Source organism: Streptomyces sp. NPDC043812 (genome assembly GCF_056436245.1).
Window position 1 is genome coordinate 37,048 of record NZ_JBWKCY010000003.1, and the last position, 19,989, is coordinate 57,036.

Annotated in this window: 20 protein-coding genes; 9 read left to right on the plus strand and 11 right to left on the minus strand. The window is 70.6% G+C overall.

Annotation, left to right across the window (positions count from 1 at the left end; translation table 11 throughout):
* Positions 1 to 17 precede the first annotated feature (17 nt).
* Together AC067Z_RS05240 and AC067Z_RS05245 are read right to left on the minus strand one after the other, a co-directional pair.
* Positions 18 to 1,283 (minus strand): arginine deiminase, encoded by a 1,266-nt coding sequence (locus AC067Z_RS05240; RefSeq protein ID WP_478788094.1) that lies wholly within the window; start codon positions 1,281 to 1,283, stop codon positions 18 to 20.
* A 39-nt stretch (positions 1,284 to 1,322) separates the two neighbouring features.
* Positions 1,323 to 2,780, minus strand: a complete 1,458-nt coding sequence (locus AC067Z_RS05245; protein ID WP_478788095.1) for a basic amino acid/polyamine antiporter — start codon at positions 2,778 to 2,780, stop codon at positions 1,323 to 1,325.
* Between the two features lie 264 nt (positions 2,781 to 3,044).
* On the opposite strand from AC067Z_RS05245, the gene AC067Z_RS05250 reads away from it, so the two are divergent.
* The 3 genes from AC067Z_RS05250 to AC067Z_RS05260 all read left to right on the plus strand — a co-directional run bounded on the left by AC067Z_RS05250 (position 3,045) and on the right by AC067Z_RS05260 (position 7,771).
* The gene (locus AC067Z_RS05250; RefSeq protein ID WP_478788096.1) at positions 3,045 to 5,675 is read left to right on the plus strand and encodes an ATP-binding protein; all 2,631 of its coding nucleotides are present in this window, start codon (positions 3,045 to 3,047) and stop codon (positions 5,673 to 5,675) included.
* Between the two features lie 147 nt (positions 5,676 to 5,822).
* On the plus strand, positions 5,823 to 6,596 hold the full coding sequence (locus AC067Z_RS05255) for a dioxygenase family protein (protein WP_478788097.1): 774 nt from the start codon (positions 5,823 to 5,825) through the stop codon (positions 6,594 to 6,596).
* A complete protein-coding gene (locus AC067Z_RS05260) occupies positions 6,593 to 7,771 on the plus strand; it encodes a hypothetical protein (protein ID WP_478788098.1) in 1,179 nt (392 codons plus the stop codon). The genes AC067Z_RS05255 and AC067Z_RS05260 overlap by 4 nt, the downstream gene beginning before the upstream one ends.
* Positions 7,772 to 7,838: 67 nt before the next feature.
* Here AC067Z_RS05260 and AC067Z_RS05265 read toward each other — a convergent pair whose 3' ends face one another.
* The 3 genes from AC067Z_RS05265 to AC067Z_RS05275 all read right to left on the minus strand — a co-directional run bounded on the left by AC067Z_RS05265 (position 7,839) and on the right by AC067Z_RS05275 (position 9,961).
* The gene (locus tag AC067Z_RS05265) at positions 7,839 to 8,039 is read right to left on the minus strand and encodes a DUF6243 family protein (RefSeq protein WP_478788099.1); all 201 of its coding nucleotides are present in this window, start codon (positions 8,037 to 8,039) and stop codon (positions 7,839 to 7,841) included.
* Between the two features lie 224 nt (positions 8,040 to 8,263).
* Positions 8,264 to 8,476 carry a hypothetical protein gene (locus tag AC067Z_RS05270; protein ID WP_478788100.1) on the minus strand — a complete coding sequence of 71 codons (213 nt, stop codon included), beginning with the start codon at positions 8,474 to 8,476 and terminating at the stop codon, positions 8,264 to 8,266.
* 102 nt (positions 8,477 to 8,578) lie between these two features.
* Positions 8,579 to 9,961, minus strand: a complete 1,383-nt coding sequence (locus AC067Z_RS05275; protein ID WP_478788101.1) for a glycine--tRNA ligase — start codon at positions 9,959 to 9,961, stop codon at positions 8,579 to 8,581.
* A 144-nt stretch (positions 9,962 to 10,105) separates the two neighbouring features.
* Between AC067Z_RS05275 and AC067Z_RS05280 the strand changes: the two genes are divergently transcribed.
* From AC067Z_RS05280 to AC067Z_RS05295, 4 genes are all read left to right on the plus strand, one after another.
* Positions 10,106 to 11,089, plus strand: a complete 984-nt coding sequence (locus AC067Z_RS05280) for a metal ABC transporter substrate-binding protein (protein WP_478788102.1) — start codon at positions 10,106 to 10,108, stop codon at positions 11,087 to 11,089.
* A 47-nt stretch (positions 11,090 to 11,136) separates the two neighbouring features.
* A complete protein-coding gene (locus AC067Z_RS05285) occupies positions 11,137 to 11,907 on the plus strand; it encodes a metal ABC transporter ATP-binding protein (RefSeq protein WP_478788103.1) in 771 nt (256 codons plus the stop codon).
* Between the two features lie 2 nt (positions 11,908 to 11,909).
* Entirely contained in the window at positions 11,910 to 12,803 is an 894-nt protein-coding gene (locus AC067Z_RS05290) for a metal ABC transporter permease (RefSeq protein ID WP_478788104.1), read from the plus strand.
* A gap of 72 nt (positions 12,804 to 12,875) precedes the next feature.
* Positions 12,876 to 13,310 carry a Fur family transcriptional regulator gene (locus tag AC067Z_RS05295; protein ID WP_478788105.1) on the plus strand — a complete coding sequence of 145 codons (435 nt, stop codon included), beginning with the start codon at positions 12,876 to 12,878 and terminating at the stop codon, positions 13,308 to 13,310.
* 57 nt (positions 13,311 to 13,367) lie between these two features.
* Here the strand turns inward: AC067Z_RS05295 and AC067Z_RS05300 are convergent, their stop codons facing one another.
* The 5 genes from AC067Z_RS05300 to AC067Z_RS05320 form a co-directional block, all read right to left on the minus strand.
* Positions 13,368 to 13,907, minus strand: coding sequence for a YcxB family protein (locus AC067Z_RS05300; protein ID WP_478788106.1), 540 nt, complete (start codon positions 13,905 to 13,907; stop codon positions 13,368 to 13,370).
* A gap of 87 nt (positions 13,908 to 13,994) precedes the next feature.
* Entirely contained in the window at positions 13,995 to 14,516 is a 522-nt protein-coding gene (locus AC067Z_RS05305) for a YcxB family protein (RefSeq protein ID WP_478788107.1), read from the minus strand.
* Positions 14,517 to 14,550: 34 nt separating this feature from the next.
* Positions 14,551 to 15,381: an isoprenyl transferase gene (locus AC067Z_RS05310; RefSeq protein WP_478788108.1), complete on the minus strand. Its 831-nt coding sequence runs from the start codon at positions 15,379 to 15,381 to the stop codon at positions 14,551 to 14,553.
* 14 nt (positions 15,382 to 15,395) lie between these two features.
* Positions 15,396 to 16,142, minus strand: coding sequence for a DNA repair protein RecO (gene recO, locus AC067Z_RS05315; protein ID WP_147986374.1), 747 nt, complete (start codon positions 16,140 to 16,142; stop codon positions 15,396 to 15,398).
* Between the two features lie 403 nt (positions 16,143 to 16,545).
* Positions 16,546 to 16,902, minus strand: coding sequence for a hypothetical protein (locus AC067Z_RS05320; RefSeq protein WP_478788109.1), 357 nt, complete (start codon positions 16,900 to 16,902; stop codon positions 16,546 to 16,548).
* An 867-nt stretch (positions 16,903 to 17,769) separates the two neighbouring features.
* On the opposite strand from AC067Z_RS05320, the gene AC067Z_RS05325 reads away from it, so the two are divergent.
* A complete protein-coding gene (locus tag AC067Z_RS05325) occupies positions 17,770 to 19,026 on the plus strand; it encodes a benzoate/H(+) symporter BenE family transporter (RefSeq protein WP_478788110.1) in 1,257 nt (418 codons plus the stop codon).
* 113 nt (positions 19,027 to 19,139) lie between these two features.
* Positions 19,140 to 19,652, plus strand: coding sequence for a DinB family protein (locus AC067Z_RS05330; RefSeq protein ID WP_478788111.1), 513 nt, complete (start codon positions 19,140 to 19,142; stop codon positions 19,650 to 19,652).
* 42 nt (positions 19,653 to 19,694) lie between these two features.
* Here AC067Z_RS05330 and AC067Z_RS05335 read toward each other — a convergent pair whose 3' ends face one another.
* A complete protein-coding gene (locus AC067Z_RS05335; RefSeq protein ID WP_478788112.1) occupies positions 19,695 to 19,910 on the minus strand; it encodes a hypothetical protein in 216 nt (71 codons plus the stop codon).
* Between the last annotated feature and the right edge of the window lie 79 nt (positions 19,911 to 19,989).

Below are 19,989 nucleotides of genomic sequence, written 5' to 3' on the forward strand. Positions count from 1 at the left end.
CGTGGCCCCGGCCGGCCTCAGAAGTCGACGGGCTCCCGTACGAGCGGGCAGGTCATGCAGTGGCCGCCGCCGCGGCCGCGGCCCAGTTCCGCGCCCACGATGGTGATCACCTCGACCCCCGCCCTGCGCAGCAGCGTGTTGGTCTGGGTGTTGCGGTCGTAGGTGAAGACCACGCCCGGCTCCAGCGCGACGGCGTTGTTGCCGCTGTCCCACTGCTGGCGTTCGGAGGCGTAGACGTCGCCGCCGGTCTCGATCACCCGCAGCTTCGGCAGCCCCAGCGCCTCGGCGACGACGTCGGTGAACGCGGCACTCCCCTCGTCGGTGAGGTGGATGCCCGGTGCCTTGTCGGAGGGGCGGAGCGAGAACGTGTGCACCGCGTCCATGATCCTCGGATAGAGGGTGACGATGTCCCGGTCGGCGAACGTGAAGACGGTGTCCAGGTGCATCGCGGAGCGCAGCTTGGGCATGCCGGCGACGACGACACGCTCGGCGGCGCCGTTCGCGAACAGGGAGGCGGCGACCTGGGTGATGGCCTGACGTGAGGTGCGTTCGCTCATGCCCATCAGGACGACGCCGTTGCCGACGGGCATGATGTCGCCGCCCTCGAACGTGGCCTGGCCCCAGTCGAGCTCGGGATCGCCCCACCACACGGAGGCGTCCGCGAAGTCCGGATGGAAGCGGTAGACGGCCTTCATCAGCAGCGTCTCGTCGTGCCGGGCGGGCCAGTACAGCGGGTTGAGCGTCACTCCCCCGTACAACCAGCAGGTGGTGTCCCGGGTGTAGAGGGTGTTCGGCAGCGGCGGCATCAGGTACTCGCGGACGCCGGTCGACTCACGGGCGAGCGCGACATAGTCCGGCCGGTACTCGTCGGGCAGGTCGGCGGTGGCCAGTCCGCCGATCAGCACCTCGGCCAGCCGGCGCGGCTCCAGCGTCTCCAGGAAGGCACGGGTGGAGTCAACGAGACCCACACCGACCTCGTTCGGAACGATCTTGCGGTCCAGGAGCCAGGACCTGGCCTCGGGGATCGCCATGGTCCCGGCCAGCAGGTCGTGGAGTTCGACGACCTCGACGCCGCGCTCGCGGAGCTTGTTGACGAAGTCGGCGTGGTCACGCTGCGCGTTGTCCACCCACATCACATCGTCGAAGAGCAGGTCGTCGGCGTTGGTCGGGGTCAGCCGGCGGTGCGCGAGACCGGGCGCGCACACCAGGACCTTGTGAAGCCTGCCGACCTCCGAATGGACACCGAGCCGCCGCGCCGCGGCCCCGCTCTTGTCGCTCGTCATGGTGGGGAACCTTTCTGGAAATCGTGGATCCGGGGGCGTTCAGAGGCTGATCCAGCCGGCCGCCAGTGCGATCACACCGACGGCGGCACCGGCGACGGAGACGGCGCAGATGACGAGTTCGCCCGGGGAGAACAGCTTCTTGCCCTGCTCCCGGCGGGCCTTGACGAACAGGAACGTGGCCGGGGCGTAGACGATGAACGAGACGAGGACGAACTTGAGCCCGGCGGCGTAGAGCAGGAACGCGGTGTAGAGGGTGGCGACGACGGCGATCGTCAGCTCCCGCCGCGAACTGCGGCCGCCTTCGGTCGCGGGGTCCTGCCGCAGCCCCACCTTGACGGCGAACGCGGCCGCGAGCAGGAACGGGATGAGGGTCAGCGCGCTCGTCAGGTCCAGGGCGAAGTTGAACGCGTCGTCGGAGAAGAGGGTGACGACCAGCACGACCTGGCTGAGCAGGGTCGTCATCACCAGCGCCGGCACCGGGACGTCGGCGGCGCTCGCACGGCCGAGGAAGCGCGGCATGTCATCGTCCTTGGCCGCCACGAACAGCACTTCGGCGGCCATCAGCGTCCACGCGAGGTACGCGCCGAGCACCGAGACGATCAGTCCGACGCTGATGAACACCTGGCCCCAGGTGCCGACCGCGTACTCCAGGACACCGGCCATGGACGGCTGGCGCAGCTCGGCGATCTCGCTCATCGGCATGATCCCGTACGAGACGATGGTGACCGAGGCGAAGACCGCGAAGACGCTGAGAAAGCCGAGGACGGTGGCGCGGCCGACGTCCTCGCGGCGTTTGGCGTGCCGGGAGTAGACGCTGGCGCCCTCGACGCCGAGGAAGACGAAGACGGTGGCCAGCATGGTGCCGCGGACCTGGTTGAACAGGGAGCCCGCGTAGTCGGCCCCGCCCCAGTTGTCGGCGAACACCGGCCCGTCGAACCAGAACAGCGCAAGGATGACGAAGACGATGATCGGCACGACCTTGGCGACGGTGACGATGCGGTTGATCGCCGCGGCTTCCTTCACCCCGCGCCGGATCAGCAGGAAGAACGCCCACAGCCCGAAGGACGAGAGCACCGCCGCGAGCACGGTGTCGCCGTCGCCGAGGGCCGGCCAGACGGCACCGACCGTCGACATGATCAGGACCCAGTAGGTGACGTTGCCGACGCAGGCGCTCGCCCAGTAGCCGAACGCCGAGAAGAATCCGAGGTATTCGCCGAACCCGGCCTTGGCGTAGGCGTACACACCGGCGTCGAGGTCCGGCCTGCGCACGGCCAGCGACTGGAAGACGAACGCCAGCATCAGCATGCCGGTGCCCGCGATCGCCCAGGCGATGAGCGCTCCGGCGACCCCGGTCTCCTGGGCGAACCGTCGCGGCAGCGAGAAGACGCCGGCGCCGACCATCGAGCCAACCACCATCGCGGTGAGCGTCATCAGGGTCAGCTTGACGGCGGGGGCGGGGTCTTCGGCGCGGTCCGTCTTCGGTGTGCTCTCTGCCATCCGGCTCGTCCCACTCGCTCAAGGGCGAGCGGGACCGCATCACCCATCCGACGAGATGGAAACCTATCCCTTGCGTGGGGTTATGTTCGGTATTTACCTCTCCGACGACCTGTGTCCCGACGCCGCTGCCGCCATCGGGGAGGGCTGGTGGCCCGCGCGCCGTGGAGGACGCCGCCGTCCACAGGGAACGCACAGCAGTGGGGCGTCGATCACCCTTGTCCCGACGCGGTGGTGCCCTGTGGTGTGCTCCGCGAGGATGCCGGGGTGAGCCCGAGTCGTACGTGCGAAATGTGCGGGAGCCGACTGGCCGGCCCGTCGACGGCGGACGCCCGCGGCGGAAGGCCCGCCCGCTACTGTTCCAACGCCTGTCGCCAGCGCGCTTTCCGTCAGCGCTCGGGACGGGGACACACGGCCCCCGCGGCGGCCGGACCTCCGTCACGCGGCGCGTCCCTGCCGGACGCCGCGCGGCCGGCCGGCACCGCCGAAGGTGGGAGCGCCCCTGCCCCGGCCAGCCGGGCGTCGTCCACGCCGCCGTCCCACGAGGCTCCGGAGTCCGACCGTGCTGCGCCGGCCGGCTCGTCGCTGCCGCGCGCGCTCGACGCGTTCGTCGGCAGGCAGCGCGAACTCGTCCGGCTGCGCGGCCTGCTGTCCACCGCGCGGCTGGTCAGCCTCATCGGGCCCGGCGGCGTGGGCAAGACCCGTCTCGCCGTCGAGGCGGCGGGCACCCTGCGCGGGGCGGCGCCCATCCGGTTCGTCGCCCTGGACTCGCTCCATGACGCGGCCCGGCTGCCGCAGGCCGTGGCCGCCGCTCTCGACGCGGGCGAGCGAGGCGGCCGCACCGGCACCGACGTCCTCGTCCACGCCCTCGGCGACACCGCCTGCCTGCTGATCCTGGACAACTGCGAGCATCTGGCCGATGCGTGCGCCCGGCTGGCCGCCGAACTGCTCGGCCGGTGCCCCCGGCTGCGCATCCTCGCCACCGGGCGGGAGGCGCTGCGAGTCCCCGGCGAAACCGTCGTCCGTCTCGGCGAGCTGTCCCTGCCGCCCGCCGGTGCCGGCACCGCGGCCGTCGTCGCAGGATCGGACGCCGTCCGGCTGTTCGCGGACCGTGCCGCCCACTGTTCGCCCGGCTTCGCACTCGACGACCACAACGCCCGGGCAGTCGCCGAGATCTGTCACCGCCTCGACGGCATGCCGCTGGCCATCGAGCTCGCCGCCCGCCGGACCGGTTCGCTGCCGCTCGGCTCCATCCTGACCGGCCTCGACGACCAGCTCGGCCTGCTCACGGACGGCAGCAGAACCGGTCCCGGGCGCCATCGCGAACTCGCGGCCGCCATCGACTGGAGCCATCAATTACTCGACCCGCGGGAGCAGACGCTCTTCCGCCGACTCGCCGTGCTCTCGGGTGGCTTCGACACCGCCGGGGCGGCAGCGGTCTGCGGCGGCGACACCGTCCCGCCCCACCACGTCCTGCCGCTGTTGTGCGCGCTGGAGGCCAAATCGCTGATCGTGCGCGTGCCCGACGGCGACGAAGGAGGCATCGGTGCCTCGGGAGGAGCGAGATTCCGGCAGCTGCGCGCCATCCGCGCCTACGCGGCAGAGCGGCTCGCCGAGGCAGGCGAATTCGAGGCCACCTGGCAGCGCGCGGTCGCCTGGCTCACGGCACTGCTGCAGCCCGCCGCCGACCAGGTCTTCGCCGACCAGACCGGCCGCCCCACCACCGTCGAGCACGAGAACCTGGCCGCGACCGTCGCCCACACCACCGCCCGGGACGGCGCCCCGCCGCCGCGGCTCGCCCTCGCCCTGGCGCGGGTGCGTTTCCAGCAGGAGCAGCCTGCCGCTGCCCGTGCGCTGCTCGCCGGGCTCGTCGACGAGGGCGGCGGTGAGCACACCCTGCCGGGCGGAGCGGCCCTCGCCCTGGCGACGCGTGCCGCCTGCCAGCAGGCCGATCCCCGCGCGGCGCTGGCCTTCGCCGAACGGGCCGTGGCCGCCGAGCGGCAGCGCGACGATCCGGCCGGGCTCGCCAACGCCCTCGACGCCCGCGCCGCGGCCCACCTGGCCCGTGGCGCGTTCGACCGGGCCGTGGCCGACTTCACCGAATGCCTGACGATCGTCACCGCCGTCGGCCGCCCGGACGACACCGCCTGGTGCCGCCACCACCTGGCCTGGGCGCTGCTGCACACCGGCCGGGCCTCGGAGGCCGACGCACTCATGGAGTCCTGTCTGCCGCTGCTGCGACGGCAGCCCGCCTGGTGCAGGGCGTCCGCCGCACTGCACACGGCCGGCGCGACGCGGCTCGCACTCGGGGACCTCGACGCTGCCCGCGCCCTGTTCGCGGAGGCGCTGCGTGCCGTCCCCGGCAGGAGCTTCCATGCGCTGTATCCGCTGGAAGGGATCGCGGTCGTCGCCGCCGAACAGGGCGATGTGCGGCGCGCGCTGAGGCTGTTCGCGGCCGCCGCCGAGGCCCGCAGACGACTCGACACCGAACCGGAGGCTGCTTGGCAGCAGCAGGTCGCGGCGGCGACGGAGCGTGCGGGAGCCGCACTGCCGCGGGCGGCGCGCAAGGCCGCGCTGGCTGCGGGCCGGCGCCTGCAGTGGCGCACCCTCCTCGGGCACGCGCTCGACGGCACCGCCGCCGCCCCCGTCGTCCACGGCGCCCCGCCACTGACCGGCCGGGAGGCGGCCGTCGCCGCCCTCGTCGCCGAGGGGCTGACGAACCGTGAGATCGCCGAGCGGCTCGACCTGTCGGCACGCACCGTCTCCACGCACCTCGACCATGTGCGCGACAAGCTGGGCCTGCGCTCGCGCACCCGGATCGCGCTGTGGGTGGCACAGGCGCGGCACCCGGACGGCAGGGGACAGGAGCCGGACGGGACACCGGGCGGCGTTTCGTAACGCTGCCGAGCCGGCGGTCGTACGACCGATCCGCGCACCGCCGCCTGCGTCCAGGCTGATCGGAACAGGGCATTCCGAGGAGCCGCGACCAGAAGCGGAGCCTTCCCCCACGGAATGCCCTGCGGACCATTCCGGCAAGGAGACGCGATGCGGCACGAGACCGACGCGGGCGACGGCCCCACCGGCACCGAGGGACACTCCAGCTCCAGGAGGGCGTTCATCAGGACGAGTTCGGTGGGAGTGACCGCCGCGGCCCTGGCGGCATCCGGTGCCGCCGCAGCGGCGGCGCCACGGACAGTGCCGGCGGCCGCCGGCATGACGCAGGTGCAGCAGGCGCGGGCGGAGGGCCGCCCTCTGGCCGTGACCCCCGCCTGCGACGGGCACGAGACGCCCGCGGCGATGGAGGGTCCCCTCTTCAAGCCCGAGTCGCCCGAGCGCACCACCTTCCTCACCCCGGCCGTCCAGGGCGTGCGGCTCGACCTCACCGGCGTCGTCTACGACACCGCCTGCGTCCCGGTGGCGGGCGCGCTCCTCGAGTTCTGGCAGTGCGACCAGAACGGCGACTACGACACCACCGGGTTCTCCTTGCGCGGCCACCAGTACACCGACAAACGGGGGGCGTTCCGGCTGGGCACCGTCATCCCCCGTGACTACTGGGGACGTTGGGGGCGCCGCACCCCGCACATCCACGCTCAGGTCCAGGCGCCCGGCGGGCCCGTGCTGATCACCCAGCTCTACTTCCCCGACGACACCGAGGCGTACGGCAGGGACTTCGCCGCGCTCAACGCCCAGGACGGGATCCTGAACCGCGCGTGCACGATCACGCTCGCGGCGCCCCAGGACGGCCGGTACACCGGCGCGTTCGACTTCGTCATCAAGACCTCGGTCCGAACCCCGCCGACAGCCAGGACACCGCGATGAACACGACCCCGTCGTCCCGGCCGCCCCGCATGCGGCGGCAGCCCCTGATCGCCGCGCTGGCCGCGGGCGCCATCGCCACCGGGGGTCTGGTGGTCGCCGGTTCGGGCTGGGCCACCACGCCGTCCGACACCGCGGACGGCACCGTCGCACCGGCCGCGGCCGCGGCACGGGCCGGACAGTGGCAGACCACGCCCACACCCGTGGCCAAGGGCGACATCACGGCCGTCGCCGCGCTCGGCGGAACGCAGGCATGGGCGGTCGGCTACCGGCTCAAGGACAACACCAACGGCCAGGCCGACGCCGTGGCCCTGCGCTGGGACGGCACTGCCTGGCGCCAGGAGTCCACGCTTCCGGCCGGCACCTTCCCGCAGGCCCTCGCCGTGAGGTCGGCCACCGACATCTGGACCGTCGGCACCTCGTCCGCGCACTGGGACGGTACGGCCTGGACCGCGCACGCCTTCGCCCGCGATCCCGGCGGCCTGGTGACCCCCGACGCGGTGGCCGTGGCCTCCGACGGCACCGCCTGGGCCGTGGGACGCGCCGTGCCGCAGTCCGTGAAGAACGGCGTGCCCGCCGTGCAGTCCTGGGACGGCACCGCCTGGCGCCACCAGAGCCTCCCCGACGTCGGCAAGGGCGAACTGACCGGCATCTCCGTGCTCGCCCCCGACGACATCTGGGCCGTGGGCACCGCCTTCGCCACCGGCGGCACCGAACAGAGCGCGCTGCTGCTGCACTTCGACGGCACCGCCTGGACCCGCGTCGAGGCACCCGCCGGCAGGGACGGCGAGCACCGCTGGTACACCGGCGTCACCGCGCTCGCCGCCGACGACGTGTGGGCGGTGGGGGGTGCGAACTCCGGCGCGGCCGACCGTCCGTTCGCCGCGCACTGGGACGGCACCCGGTGGACCGCCGTCGCCACCCCCGACGTCGCCGACGGCCGCCTGCGGTCGGTCGCCCGCGCCGGGGACGGCACCCTGTGGGCGGTGGGCGGCAAGGGCGCCGTGTCGCTGGCGCTCCGGTGGGACGACAAGGGCCGCCAATGGGTGCGGGCCGCCGATCCGTCCCTCGTCGTCCGCGGTGTGACCACCGTCCCGGGCAGCGGGGACCTGTGGGCGGTCGGCATCGCCAAGAACGGAGACCTGGTTCCGGTCGCGACCCGCTTCACCGCCCCCTGAGGCCGTCGGGACCGCACAGGCAGGGGCCCGGACCGCGTGCTGCGGTCCGGGCCCCTGTGTCGTGCGGTCAGGCCTTGTCGTCCTCGGCCTTCGGCTGCTCCGCCGCGCCCTGGGCGCGCTCACGCATCTTGCGCAGCAGCTCCTGCTTCTGCTCGGCGGCAGTCTTGCGGTCGGCGGTGCGCGCGTGGCCGCCCGCCTGCTGGTCGGCGCGGGACAGCTTCTTGCGCTGTCCGCCTACGCCGAGGAGGTTGTTCCGGCCTTTGGCCATGGGGTTCTCCCATCGGGGTGAGAAATGACTGTCGGAAACGTCGGACGGGGGCGGTGGGACCGCCGCCCTCTCACTCGTAGATCTGGAAGAACGAAGACATGCCAGGGACGGTATCGCGCCGCGGGTGGTGAAGGCACCTGGTTTTCCGCCCGCCACCCGGATGGCACGCCGACGAGGCCGCCCCGCGTCCGCCGTAGCTCTGCGGCCCGGCCGCGAAACCCGGTTCAGGACTCCCCGGCCGCCGGGTCCACCGTCGCCTGGTGCGCCTCGGCGAGGTGCTCCTCCGCCTTGAGCCAGGGCAGGAACTGGGCGTTCTTGCGCCAGCCGCAGGTGTCGCACGTCAACTGCCGCTGCACGCCCGCCTTTTTGACCTGCACGACGTGTGCGCGTCCGTGCTGGTCCCATCTGCTGACCTTGCTGGTGGTCATGGACGGCATCCGTGCCTCCTGGCGCTGCGGGTACGCGTGGGGCCCAGTGTGCAGCAAGCCCCCGGTTCCGCGGGAGGTACCGGGGGCTTGTTACGTACTCGGTGGCAGAGGTCAGCAGCCGAGCAGACGGCTGCCGAGGTAGCCCTGGATCTGGTCCAGGGAGACACGCTCCTGCTTCATGGTGTCGCGCTCGCGCACGGTCACCGCGTTGTCGTCGAGGGTGTCGAAGTCGACGGTGACGCAGTACGGGGTGCCGATCTCGTCCTGGCGGCGGTAGCGGCGGCCGATGGCGCCGGCGTCGTCGAACTCGATGTTCCAGTTCTGCCGGAGGTCGGCGGCGAGCCCCTTGGCCTTCGGGGAGAGCTGGGGGTTGCGGCTCAGCGGCAGGACGGCGACCTTGACGGGCGCGAGGCGCGGGTCGAGGCGCATGACCGCGCGCTTCTCCATGACGCCCTTGGCGTTGGGGGCCTCGTCCTCGTTGTACGCGTCGAGGAGGAAGGCGAGCATCGAGCGGCCGACACCGGCCGCGGGCTCGATGACGTACGGCGTGTAGCGCTCGCCGGCCTCCTGGTCGAAGTACGACAGGTCGGTGCCGGACGCCTTGGAGTGCGCGCTCAGGTCGAAGTCGGTGCGGTTGGCGACACCCTCCAGCTCGCCCCACTCGCTGCCGCCGAACTGGAAGCGGTACTCGATGTCGGCCGTGCGCTTGGAGTAGTGGGAGAGCTTCTCCTGCGGGTGCTCGAACCAGCGCATGTTCTCCTCACGCAGGCCCAGGCCGGTGTACCAGTTCCAGCGCTGCTCCATCCAGTACTCCTGCCACTTCTCGTCCTCGCCCGGCTTGACGAAGAACTCCATCTCCATCTGCTCGAACTCGCGGGTGCGGAAGATGAAGTTGCCGGGCGTGATCTCGTTGCGGAAGGACTTGCCCATCTGCGCGATGCCGAACGGCGGCTTCTTGCGCGAAGTCTGCTGGACCTGGGCAAAGTTGGTGAAGATGCCCTGGGCGGTCTCCGGGCGCAGGTAAGCGATCGAGCCGGAGTCCTGCGTCGGGCCGAGGTGGGTGGAGAGCAGGCCGGAGAAGTTCTTGGGCTCGGTGAACGTGCCCTTGTTGCCGCAGTTGGGGCAGTTCAGGTCGGCGAGGCCGTTCGCGGGGGCCCTGCCGTGCTTCTCCTCGTACGCCTCCTCCAGGTGGTCGGCGCGGAAGCGCTTGTGACAGGAGGTGCACTCGGTGAGCGGGTCGGTGAAGGTGGCGACGTGGCCGGAGGCCTCCCAGACCTCGGTGGCCAGGATCACCGACGAGTCGATACCGACGACGTCCTCACGCGAGGTGACCATGTAGCGCCACCACTGGCGCTTGAGGTTCTCCTTGAGCTCGACACCCAGCGGCCCGTAGTCCCAGGCGGCCTTCTGGCCACCGTAGATCTCGCTGCACGGGTAGACAAAGCCACGGCGCTTGCTCAGGTTGACGATGGTGTCGATCTTGTCGGCGGCCACGGTGCTCTCTTCATTACGACGACGACGAACGGAGAATGCTTCAGGTTACCGGCGGCCGCACCCCCGGGATCAAATCGGTTGGCGTAAGGGGCGGGCCACTGGGTTTATTGACAATCGTTTCCGTCTTTGTTGAAAATGACTGTCATGAACGTACGACGCCTCATACCCACCGCCACCGTCGCCGGAGCGGTCACGCTCGGCCTCATGGCCGTCTCCGCGTGCTCCACCTCCGACGCTGCCGAGCGCAGCGGCGACGGCAGGCTGAAGGTCGTGGCGTCGTTCTACCCCATGCAGTATCTCGCCGAGCAGATAGGTGGCGCGAACGTCTCCGTCACCACGCTCACCAAGCCGGGCATCGAGCCCCACGACCTGGAGCTCAAGCCGCGCCAGACCGCCGAGCTGAACGACTCCGGCTTCATCCTCTACCTCAAGGGCGTCCAGCCCGCCGTCGACGACGCCATCGCCGAGTCCGGTGCCGAGCACAAGGTCGACGCCGCGACCCTGACGACGCTGGAGAAGCACGGCGCCGAGGGCCACAGCCACGACCACGGCGCCGGCCACGAAGAGTCCGGCCACGAAGAGGGGCACGACCACGGCAGCGAGGCCGGCGGCGACCCGCACATCTGGCTCGACCCGGTGAAGTACGCCGAGGTCGCCAAGGGCGTCGGCGCCGCGCTGGAGAAGGCCGACCCCGAGCACGCCGCCGACTACGGCAAGAACACCGACGCACTGGTCGCCAAGCTGACCGCGCTGCACACCGACTTCGAGCAGGGCCTGAAGAACTCGGCCACGAAGACCTTCATCACCACGCACTCCGCCTTCGGCTACCTCGCCGAGCGCTACGGCCTGGACCAGGAGGGCATCGCCGGTCTCGACCCCGAGTCCGAGCCCAGCCCGGCGCGGATCAAGGAACTGCAGACCATCGCGAAGAAGGAGAAGGTCTCCACCGTCTTCTTCGAGACGCTCGCGAGCGACAGGACGGCGAAGACCCTCGCCGAGGACACCGGCCTCAGGACCGACGTCCTCGATCCGCTGGAGGGAATCACCGACAGCTCCAAGGGCGACGACTACATCGAGGTCATGCGGGCCGACCTCGCCGCGCTCAAGAAGGCGCTCGGCGCGAAGTGACCCCGCACGACCCGACAGCCACCACGCACGCAACGGAGGCACCCGTCATGGCGTCCGTCACGGATCCGGTCATATCCGTCCGCGGGGCCCGGGCCACGCTCGGCTCCCGGCCCGTTCTGCGCGGTGTCGATCTCGCCGTGGGACGCGGTGAGGTCGTCGCCCTGCTCGGCGCCAACGGCTCGGGCAAGTCGACGGCGGTGCGCTCCGTGATCGGCCAGGTGCCGCTGACCGACGGCACGATCGAGCTGTTCGGCACGCCGCTGCACCGTTTCCGGCAGTGGGCGCGGGTCGGCTACGTGCCCCAGCGGACCACGGCCGCCAGCGGAGTGCCGGCGACCGTGCGCGAGGTGGTGTCCGCGGGGCGTCTGTCGCGCAGCCGTTTCCGTCTCACCTCCCGCGCGGACAAGGCGGCCGTGGAGCGGGCGATCGCCCTGGTGGGTCTCGCCGACCGGGCGAAGGACTCGGTGACCGCCCTGTCGGGCGGCCAGCACCAGCGGGTGCTGATCGCGCGGGCACTGGCCTCCGAGCCGGACCTGCTGATCATGGACGAGCCGATGGCGGGCGTGGACCTGGAGAGCCAGGAGATCCTTGCGTCGACGCTGCGCGAGCAGGTCGCGGGCGGCACCTCGGTGCTGCTGGTGCTGCACGAGCTGGGCCCGCTGGAACCACTGATCGACCGGGCCGTGGTGCTCCGGGACGGCTGCGTGGTCCATGACGGGCCACCGCCGGAGGCCGTCGGCCAGCACGCCCTGCCCGGCCACGACCACGTACATCCGCATGCGGCGGACGAGCCGCTCCGCACGGGACTGCTGACCTGATCATGGAAATTCTGGAATCCGCCTTCATGCAGCGGGCACTGCTCGCGGCGCTGCTGGTCGGCATCACCGCCCCCGCGGTCGGCATCCACCTCGTCCAGCGCCGGCAGGCGCTGTTGGGCGACGGAATCGGCCATGTCGCGATGACCGGTGTCGGCCTCGGCTTTCTGCTGTCCACGAACCCGGTGTGGATGGCGACCCTCGTCTCGGTCATCGGCGCGGTGCTGATGGAGCTGATCCGCGCCTACGGCCGTACCCGCGGTGACATCGCGCTGGCGATGCTGTTCTACGGCGGTATGGCCGGCGGCGTGATGCTGATCAACATCTCGGACACGGGGTCGACGGCGAGTCTCAGCTCATTCCTGTTCGGATCGCTGTCCACGGTGTCCGAGGAGGATCTGACGGCGATCGCGCTGCTGGCCGCATTCGTGGTGGTGGTGTCGCTGGGGCTGCGCAGGCAGCTGTTCGCGATCAGCCAGGACGAGGAGTTCGCGCGGGTCACCGGTCTGCCGGTGCGGGCGCTGAATCTGCTGGTCGCGGTGACCGCCGCGGTCACCGTCAGCGTCGCGATGCGGGTCGTGGGCCTGCTGCTGGTGAGCGCCCTGATGGTCGTGCCGGTGGCGGCGGCGCAGCAGGTCACACGGTCGTTCCGCACCACGTTCACGCTGGCGGTGGCCATCGGGGTGGCGGTCGCGCTGGCGGGAACCTCCACCTCGTACTACCGGGACGTGCCGCCGGGAGCGACCATTGTTCTGCTGGCCATCGCGGTCTTCCTCGTGCTGACCGCGCTGGCGGTGCCGCTGGCCCGCCTGCGGGCAGAGCCGGCTGCTGCGGACGGCTCCGAGTGCACGGTGGACACGCCGGGTACGCGACGGCCGGGAGACGACGTCAAGGTCTGAGCACGGACCGGGCCCGTGCGCGGGCCTGGCAGAATGGCCCGACATGTGTGCGGGCAAAGCAAGGAGGCACCTGTGACCACGGCGCCAACCGGCGGGAACACCGCCCCGGTGCGAGGCCGGTCGACCCGGCAGCGTGCCGCGGTGGCGGCGGCGCTCGACGAGGTGGACGAGTTCCGCAGCGCCCAGGAGCTGCACGACATGCTCCGGCACCGCGGCGACTCCGTGGGTCTGACGACGGTGTACCGCACCCTGCAGTCGCTCGCCGACGCGGGCGAGGTGGATGTGCTGCGCACCAGCGACGGCGAGTCGGTGTACCGCCGCTGCTCGACGGACGACCATCACCACCACCTGGTCTGCCGGATGTGCGGCAAGGCGGTGGAGGTCGAGGGCCCTGCCGTGGAGCAGTGGGCCGAGATGATCGCGACGCAGCACGGATTCGTGAATGTGGCGCACACGGTGGAGATCTTCGGTACGTGCGCGGATTGCGCGGCGGCGGCGGATTCGTAGCCGCGGATTGTTCGGCAGTGCCGGTGCCCGGTCGCGTCGTGCGACCGGGCACCGCTGTCATGCGCGCCGGGTGTTCCGGTCGAGGAGGATGCGCAGCCGCTCGACGCCCTCCGGCCCCGGGGCGCCGCGCTTGGGCAGGATCATGACGCCGACGCCGTGCTTGTCGCCGGTGAGCAGCACGAACAGGCCGTCGGTCTCCGCGTAGCGCGGGAAGAGCGCCCACTTGCTGGTGGCGTCGCTGTCGCGGGTGGTGAGCCGGACGCCGTCGGCGCCGGCGACGGCCCGGAACTCACCCTGGCGGGCAGCCATCTGCTGGAGCTGCCGTCCCTGCAGCAGGTGCAGGCCGCGCGTGCCGCCGAAGCCGATGACGATGAGCACGGCAGCCGGTGCCAGGGCCGTGACGTCCCGCTCCCCCAGGGCGACGATCATGACGAGGCAGAGGATGCCGAACACTCCGGCACCGAGCATCAGACGACTCAGGCGACGGCCGCCGGGGGTGGCGCGCATACGGGCGTTCAGCGCCGCCGTCATGTCGGCGGTGGTGGTCTCGTAGACGAGTTCCACCGCCTCGTCGTCCTGCTGGTGCACCTCTGCCACGGCTCCTCCCGGTCCGGTGATGAGCCGTGATCGTATCGACCGGCACGGTCAATCCCCGTGCCGGGGGCGCGGGTTGCCCGTGGGGCCTCAGAGCCTCTTCAGGTGCCGGTCGAGCGTCGCCCGCAGCCGGTCGGCGTCCCGTGGGTCCCGCAGACCCCGTTTGGGCAGGACCTCCACCCACATGACGCCGCGGTCGCGGCTGAGCAGGACGAAACGTTCGTCGGTCTCCCGGTAGCCGCGGAAGAGTGTCCAGCGCTGGGTGAGCGAGCAGTGGTCGTTCTCCGCCGTGACGGCGTCCTCGGTCACCGTGGAGCGGTATTCGCCCTGCCATTGGACGATGCGCAGTGCCTGGAAGGTGTACAGGTGCGGGATCGACCACACCAGGAGGCCGGCCAGCACCGGCACGACGGCCGGCCCCTGCGAGGCGGGGGCTGCCAGCGGCAGGAGGCCGAGGCAGACGAGGACGCCGGCGAACACGCGGCGCAGCCACGTCAGCCGCCGGTACCCCTCCCGTATCCGCACGGCCGTCAGAATGTCGGCGCGTGTCGGCCGGTAGACCAGCTCGACCGCATCCATGACCCGATCGGTGTCCCGTCCCTGATGATCCATGGGCGGGACCCTAACGGCTCCCGGGAGGCGGAGCTCAGCCGGCCGTCCCGGCGTCCAGCTGATCCTCGTTGGGGATCGCGCCGCCGAAGCGGCGGTCACGCCGGGCGTATTCGAGGCAGGCGCGCCACAGGTCGCGGCGGTCGAAGTCCGGCCACAGCACGTCCTGGAACACCATCTCCGCGTAACTGCTCTGCCAGATCAGGTAGTTGGACGTGCGCATCTCACCGCTGGGGCGCAGGAACAGGTCGACATCCGGCATGTCCGGGTAGTACAGGTACTTCTGGAACGTCTTCTCATTCACCTTCGACGGGTCGAGCCTGCCCGCCGCCACGTCCTCCGCGATCTTCTTCGCGGCGTCCGCGACCTCCGCCCGGCCGCCGTAGTTGACGCAGAAGTACAGCGTCATCGCGTCGTTGTCGACGGTCTGTTCCTGGGCGACCTGGAGTTCCTGGACGACGGACTTCCACATCTTGGGCATCCGGCCGACCCAGCGGATACGGATGCCGAGCTCGTTCATCTCGTCGCGGCGGCGGCGGATGACGTCGCGGTTGAAGTTCATCAGGAAGCGGACCTCGTCCGGCGAGCGCTTCCAGTTCTCGGTGGAGAAGGCGTAGAGGGAGAGGTTCTTGACGCCCATCTCCAGGCAGCCCTTGAGCACGTCGAGGACGACGGCCTCGCCGACCTTGTGGCCCTCGGTGCGGGGCAGACCGCGCTCCTTCGCCCAGCGGCCGTTGCCGTCCATGACACACGCCACGTGGTTCGGCACGAGCTCGCCCGGGATCTTGGGCGGGCGCGCGCCGGAGGGGTGCGGCTCGGGGACCTTGTACTCGCGGCGGGACCGGCCCAGGATTCCGCGTCGTGCCATGCGGCTCACATCTCCTATTTCTCTACGTATCGCAAGGAACGCAGGCCGCGCTCCAGATGCCAGTGCAGATAGGCGGACACCAGCCCGCTGCCCTCCCTGACGTGGCGAGCCTCGCACGCGTCCGCCGTGGGCCAGTCGCCGGTGAGCAGCGCGCTGAGCAGAGCGATGGCCTCCGCAGAGGGTACGACGCTGCCGGGCACCCGGCAGTCGCCGCATATGGCACCGCCCGCGGCGACGGAGAAGAAGCGGTTGGGGCCGGGCAGTCCGCAGCGCGCGCAGTCGTCGAAGCTGGGCGCGTAGCCGTTGACGGCGAGGGAGCGCAGCAGGAAGGCGTCGAGAACGAGATTCGGCGCGTGCTCGCCGCGGGCGAGGGTGCGCAGGGCGCCGACCAGGAGGAGGTACTGCTGGACCGCCGGCTCGCCCTCGTGGTCCGTGAACCGCTCGGCGGTCTCCAGCATCGCGGTGCCGGCGGTGTAGCGGGCGTAGTCGGTGACGATGCCGCCGCCGTAGGGGGCGATCGTCTCGGACTGGGTGCACAACGGCAGCCCCCGGCCCACCAGCTCGCTGCCGCGGGCGAAGAACTGCACATCGACGTGGGAGAACGGCTCCAGCCTGGCGCCGAACTTGGACTTGGTGCGACGCACTCCGCGCGCGACGGCACGCACCCGGCCATGACCGCGTGTGAGCAGGGTGATGATGCGGTCCGCCTCACCCAGCTTCTGGGTGCGCAGGACGACGCCGTCATCACGGAACAGGCTCATGGGCCCATTCTCCCGTACGGGGGACGGCGCCGGACCCCTCGGGCCTGTCCCGCCCCGCAGAGGCTTGGCATGGCCCCCGGCGTGGGTAGTCGGTCCGGCCGCCGTCCGCGTGCGGGTGATGCCCGGTTCATGATGATCTGCCAGTTCGACAGTGCACCGGGACGTGACAGGCACGACTTCCAAGATCATGGAGTTCTTACGCCCCGCGCTCCGGGTGGAAGACCGTGCCTGCCTCCGCGACATCACTTCGCCGGGGACGCCAAGGGCTGCCCCTCACGCTCCTCGGCCTTGAATGATCACGAACCGGACGTTGTGCGACTACGCCGAAGCCCTGCACCCCGGAGAGCGGCAGCGCACATTCGCCGAGACCTCCACAGGTCATCTCCGACGTCCAGCAAATTCGTCACGGAAATTCTATGATGCAGTCGTCCCAGTCCCAGGGGGCCCAACTACACTCGTCCTGAGTTGAGGCGGCGCCCATGTCTGCCGCAGCCGCCGGACCAGCCCCGGCAACGGCAATTGCCGTGAGTGCCGTCATTGCCAGGGCGACCGCCCATGCTTTCTTGATCACATTGCGCATTATCTTCCCTTCGTCGATGAGCGAATCAGAGGGCATGACGAGTGCACCTTGTGATGCGAATACCATCCGGCACTTTCGACCATGCCCCGTCGAATGAATGGGACCCACTGCGATACGCACCGTAATTTCACGAACCTTGAGCGTCAAGGAATTCGAGCCAATTTGAAGAAACTCTGTCATCTAGCGGTCGAATTCGTCGCATTCCTCCGGGTTGCTTATGGGTGAGATCAGCAGGACTTCGGCACAGTCGCACAGTGTCCGGTTCGTGATCATTCAAGGCCGAGGAGCGTGAGGGGCGGCGAGTGTCGCGGGCATTGCGGCGGTGGCCGGCCGCGCTGTTCTTCACTCCGGCCGTGCGGAGGGCTCCGACGGCGAGAGTGCGCCAGGTGGCCATCGCGCTGGGCGTTGCCAGTCCAAGGCTGGGCACTCGGATCACGGGGCGTACAGAACTCCGCGACCTTGGAAGCCCTGCCGGTCACGTTCCGCACCCGCCGAACTGGCGGGTCACCATGACCCGGGCATAACGCGACCGGTCGAGCTCCTGCCGCGGGACCCGGCCGTAACAGCGGAATTGGCGGCTCGCCCGGGTGGACCGAATTTCAGAGTTCAACCTTCTCGCGTTCCGGAATGACCTTTACGTTCCGCTCCCGTTCATGGCAGGATCTGAGGGCCACAAGAACGGGGGTTCACGGCGAACGGGGGACGGGGAAAGTCCTCCTGCGTAGCGTGCGCTCGACCTGCACACCGGCCGATCAAAGCCAAGGGAAAAACCGCGACAGCGGCACTTTGTGCTGCGCACTGCCCCGTATTCAACGGTTTGAATTCTGGCGACAGCGGAAGAAGTCTGCGATCCGATGCTGGACAACCTGTTCATCTGGCTGGACCAAATAGTTCCGGAGAGTTCCGTTCACCTGAAAACTGGCAGGCCGCAATCCTGAAGATTCGGTTCGCCGACAGACATTCTCCGGCTGTCCAATGGTCTGGAAAACCGGCGGAGCTCGTCGCTGACCTCGAACAGGCCCTGGACAGGGCCGCGAAGGAAGACAGTTGAGTTCAGACACCCGTACCCCCGGGACCGGTGCGCCGGAGAAACCCCCGGAAGGCGGCGACTCGGCCGCCGGTCCGCGCGGCCTGCTGCGCGACGCCTCCCTGTCGGCGGTCCTCGCCGGGTTCGTGGCCGTCGTCGTCTCGTACTCGGGCCCGCTCGTCATCGTGCTGGCGGCGGCATCGGCCGGAAAGCTCGACACCGCGCAGACCAGCTCCTGGGTGTGGGCCGTCTCCATCGGCAGCGGCCTCACCTGCATCGCACTGAGTCTGCGCACCAGGATGCCGGTGATCACCGCCTGGTCGACCCCGGGCGCCGCGCTGCTGGTCACCAGCCTGGGCGCGTACTCGTACGCGGAGGCCGTCGGCGCGTTCGTCGTCACCGGCCTGGCGATCACGCTGGTCGGTCTGACCGGTGTCTTCGGGTGGTTGATGAAGCAGATACCCGGCGCCGTGGTCTCGGCGATGCTCGCGGGCATCCTGTTCTCGTTCGGCACCGGGGTGTTCACGTCGTTGAAGACGGCGCCGTGGATCGCCGGTGCGGTCCTGGCCGCGTATCTGGTCGCGAAGCGGCTGCTTCCCCGGTACGCCGTGTTGGTCGCCCTCGCCGCGGGCGTCGCCGCCGCCGCGGCGACCTCCCGCCTCGACATCCCTGTGGACCGGATCGAGCTCGCCGGCCCGGTGTTCACCGCGCCGGAATTCTCCGTCGCCTCCCTTGTCGGCATCGCGGTGCCGCTGACCCTGGCGACGCTGGCATCACAGAACGCCCCCGGCATGGCGGTGCTCACCGCCTCCGGGTACGAACCCGAGGACCGTCTCCTGATCGGCTCCACGGGGCTCGTGTCCACGGCGCTGGCGCCGTTCGGCTCGCACGCCGTCAACCTGGCCGCGATCACCGCCGCGATCTGCACCGGCCCGGAAGCCCACCGCGACCCGCGCCGCCGATACGTCGCGGGCGTCTCCTGCGGGGCGTTCTACCTGCTGATCGGCGCCTTCGGCTCCACGCTGGTCGCCCTCTTCGCGGGGCTGCCCGAGGAGCTGGTGGCAGCGGTGGCGGGTGTGGCCCTGCTCGGGGCGCTGGCCGGCGGTCTGACGGGCGCGGTGAAGGAGGAGAAGGACCGCGAGGCGGCGCTGATCACCTTCCTCGCCACGGCGTCCGGGCTCACGCTGTTCGGCATCGGATCGGCCTTCTGGGGGCTGCTGTTCGGAGTCGTGGCCCATGTGGTGCTCACACACCGGAGGAAGGCCGCCGGGGTCTGATCGGCGCGCCTGTGCGGATCGGTACGCGACCGCGACCCGCGTACACGGCCGCCCCCGGCACGCACGAAAATTGGCGCGCCCCCGCTGTGCCCACTGCGCTACCGTCCGCGCCCATGACGCCTTCACGCACCCGGCCCCCTTTCACCGCGGACGAGCGGACCCTGCTCACCGGCTGGTACGAAATGCAGCGCGCGATCATCCACTACAAGTGCGAGGGCCTGTCCGAGGAGGACGCCCACCGCGCCGTGCTGCCCTCCTCGCCGCTGATGACCGTGGCGGGCATCATCTCCCATCTGCGGTGGGCCGAGCAGACCTGGTTCGAGGTGCTGTTCCTCGGCCGCCCGGCCGACGGCCCGCAGTTCCTGGAAGAGCCCGAGGACGCCGACATGCGGGTCGAGGGCATCCCCCTGGCGCAGCTCCTCGACGAGTACGAGAAGCAGTGCGCGATATCGGACGAGATCATCGCGACGCACTCCCTCGACGTCGTCGGCACCCACCCCGACTTCCGCTCCGCCGCCGCGTCGCTGCGCTGGATGATCATCCACATGATCGAGGAGACGGCCCGCCACGCGGGCCACCTCGACGCGATCCGCGAGCTGCTCGACGGCGAGACCGGCTACTACTGACCCGGGCAGCCTGAGCGCACGACCGGCCGCAGCGGCTGACCGTCAGGGCAGCTCGCCCCGGCTGCGGGCGTTCACGTACGCCGTCGTCGCACTGATCCGCTCCGCCGCGGTCGCGGGGCGGACCTCCTCCGGGGCGCACTCCCACTCCCGGCCGCCCCCGACGGGTCTCAGACACAGGAACGGACCCGCCGGCCCCATGAACCGCCCCACACGACCGGTGCGGGTGTCGACGACGTACGTACCGATGGGCAGGGTCATGGCGTACGGCCCCCTTCCCTGGGCAGAGCTGCCGCGATCAGGCGGACAGTGTCCACCGAGCAGCGCCCCAATTCGACGA

Excerpts from the sequence above, each read along its gene's own strand:
- AC067Z_RS05265 (WP_478788099.1), bottom strand. The coding sequence starts at position 8,039 with ATGGCCAAAGGCCGGAACAACCTCCTCGGCGTAGGCGGACAGCGCAAG.
- AC067Z_RS05285 (WP_478788103.1), top strand. The coding sequence starts at position 11,137 with ATGGCGTCCGTCACGGATCCGGTCATATCCGTCCGCGGGGCCCGGGCC.
- AC067Z_RS05335 (WP_478788112.1), bottom strand. The coding sequence starts at position 19,910 with ATGACCCTGCCCATCGGTACGTACGTCGTCGACACCCGCACCGGTCGT.
- AC067Z_RS05240 (WP_478788094.1), bottom strand. The coding sequence starts at position 1,283 with ATGACGAGCGACAAGAGCGGGGCCGCGGCGCGGCGGCTCGGTGTCCAT.
- AC067Z_RS05280 (WP_478788102.1), top strand. The coding sequence starts at position 10,106 with ATGAACGTACGACGCCTCATACCCACCGCCACCGTCGCCGGAGCGGTC.
- AC067Z_RS05330 (WP_478788111.1), top strand. The coding sequence starts at position 19,140 with ATGACGCCTTCACGCACCCGGCCCCCTTTCACCGCGGACGAGCGGACC.
- AC067Z_RS05245 (WP_478788095.1), bottom strand. The coding sequence starts at position 2,780 with ATGGCAGAGAGCACACCGAAGACGGACCGCGCCGAAGACCCCGCCCCC.
- AC067Z_RS05305 (WP_478788107.1), bottom strand. The coding sequence starts at position 14,516 with ATGGATCATCAGGGACGGGACACCGATCGGGTCATGGATGCGGTCGAG.
- AC067Z_RS05310 (WP_478788108.1), bottom strand. The coding sequence starts at position 15,381 with ATGGCACGACGCGGAATCCTGGGCCGGTCCCGCCGCGAGTACAAGGTC.
- AC067Z_RS05270 (WP_478788100.1), bottom strand. The coding sequence starts at position 8,476 with ATGCCGTCCATGACCACCAGCAAGGTCAGCAGATGGGACCAGCACGGA.
- AC067Z_RS05320 (WP_478788109.1), bottom strand. The coding sequence starts at position 16,902 with ATGACAGAGTTTCTTCAAATTGGCTCGAATTCCTTGACGCTCAAGGTT.
- recO (WP_147986374.1), bottom strand. The coding sequence starts at position 16,142 with ATGAGCCTGTTCCGTGATGACGGCGTCGTCCTGCGCACCCAGAAGCTG.
- AC067Z_RS05260 (WP_478788098.1), top strand. The coding sequence starts at position 6,593 with ATGAACACGACCCCGTCGTCCCGGCCGCCCCGCATGCGGCGGCAGCCC.
- AC067Z_RS05290 (WP_478788104.1), top strand. The coding sequence starts at position 11,910 with ATGGAAATTCTGGAATCCGCCTTCATGCAGCGGGCACTGCTCGCGGCG.
- AC067Z_RS05255 (WP_478788097.1), top strand. The coding sequence starts at position 5,823 with ATGCGGCACGAGACCGACGCGGGCGACGGCCCCACCGGCACCGAGGGA.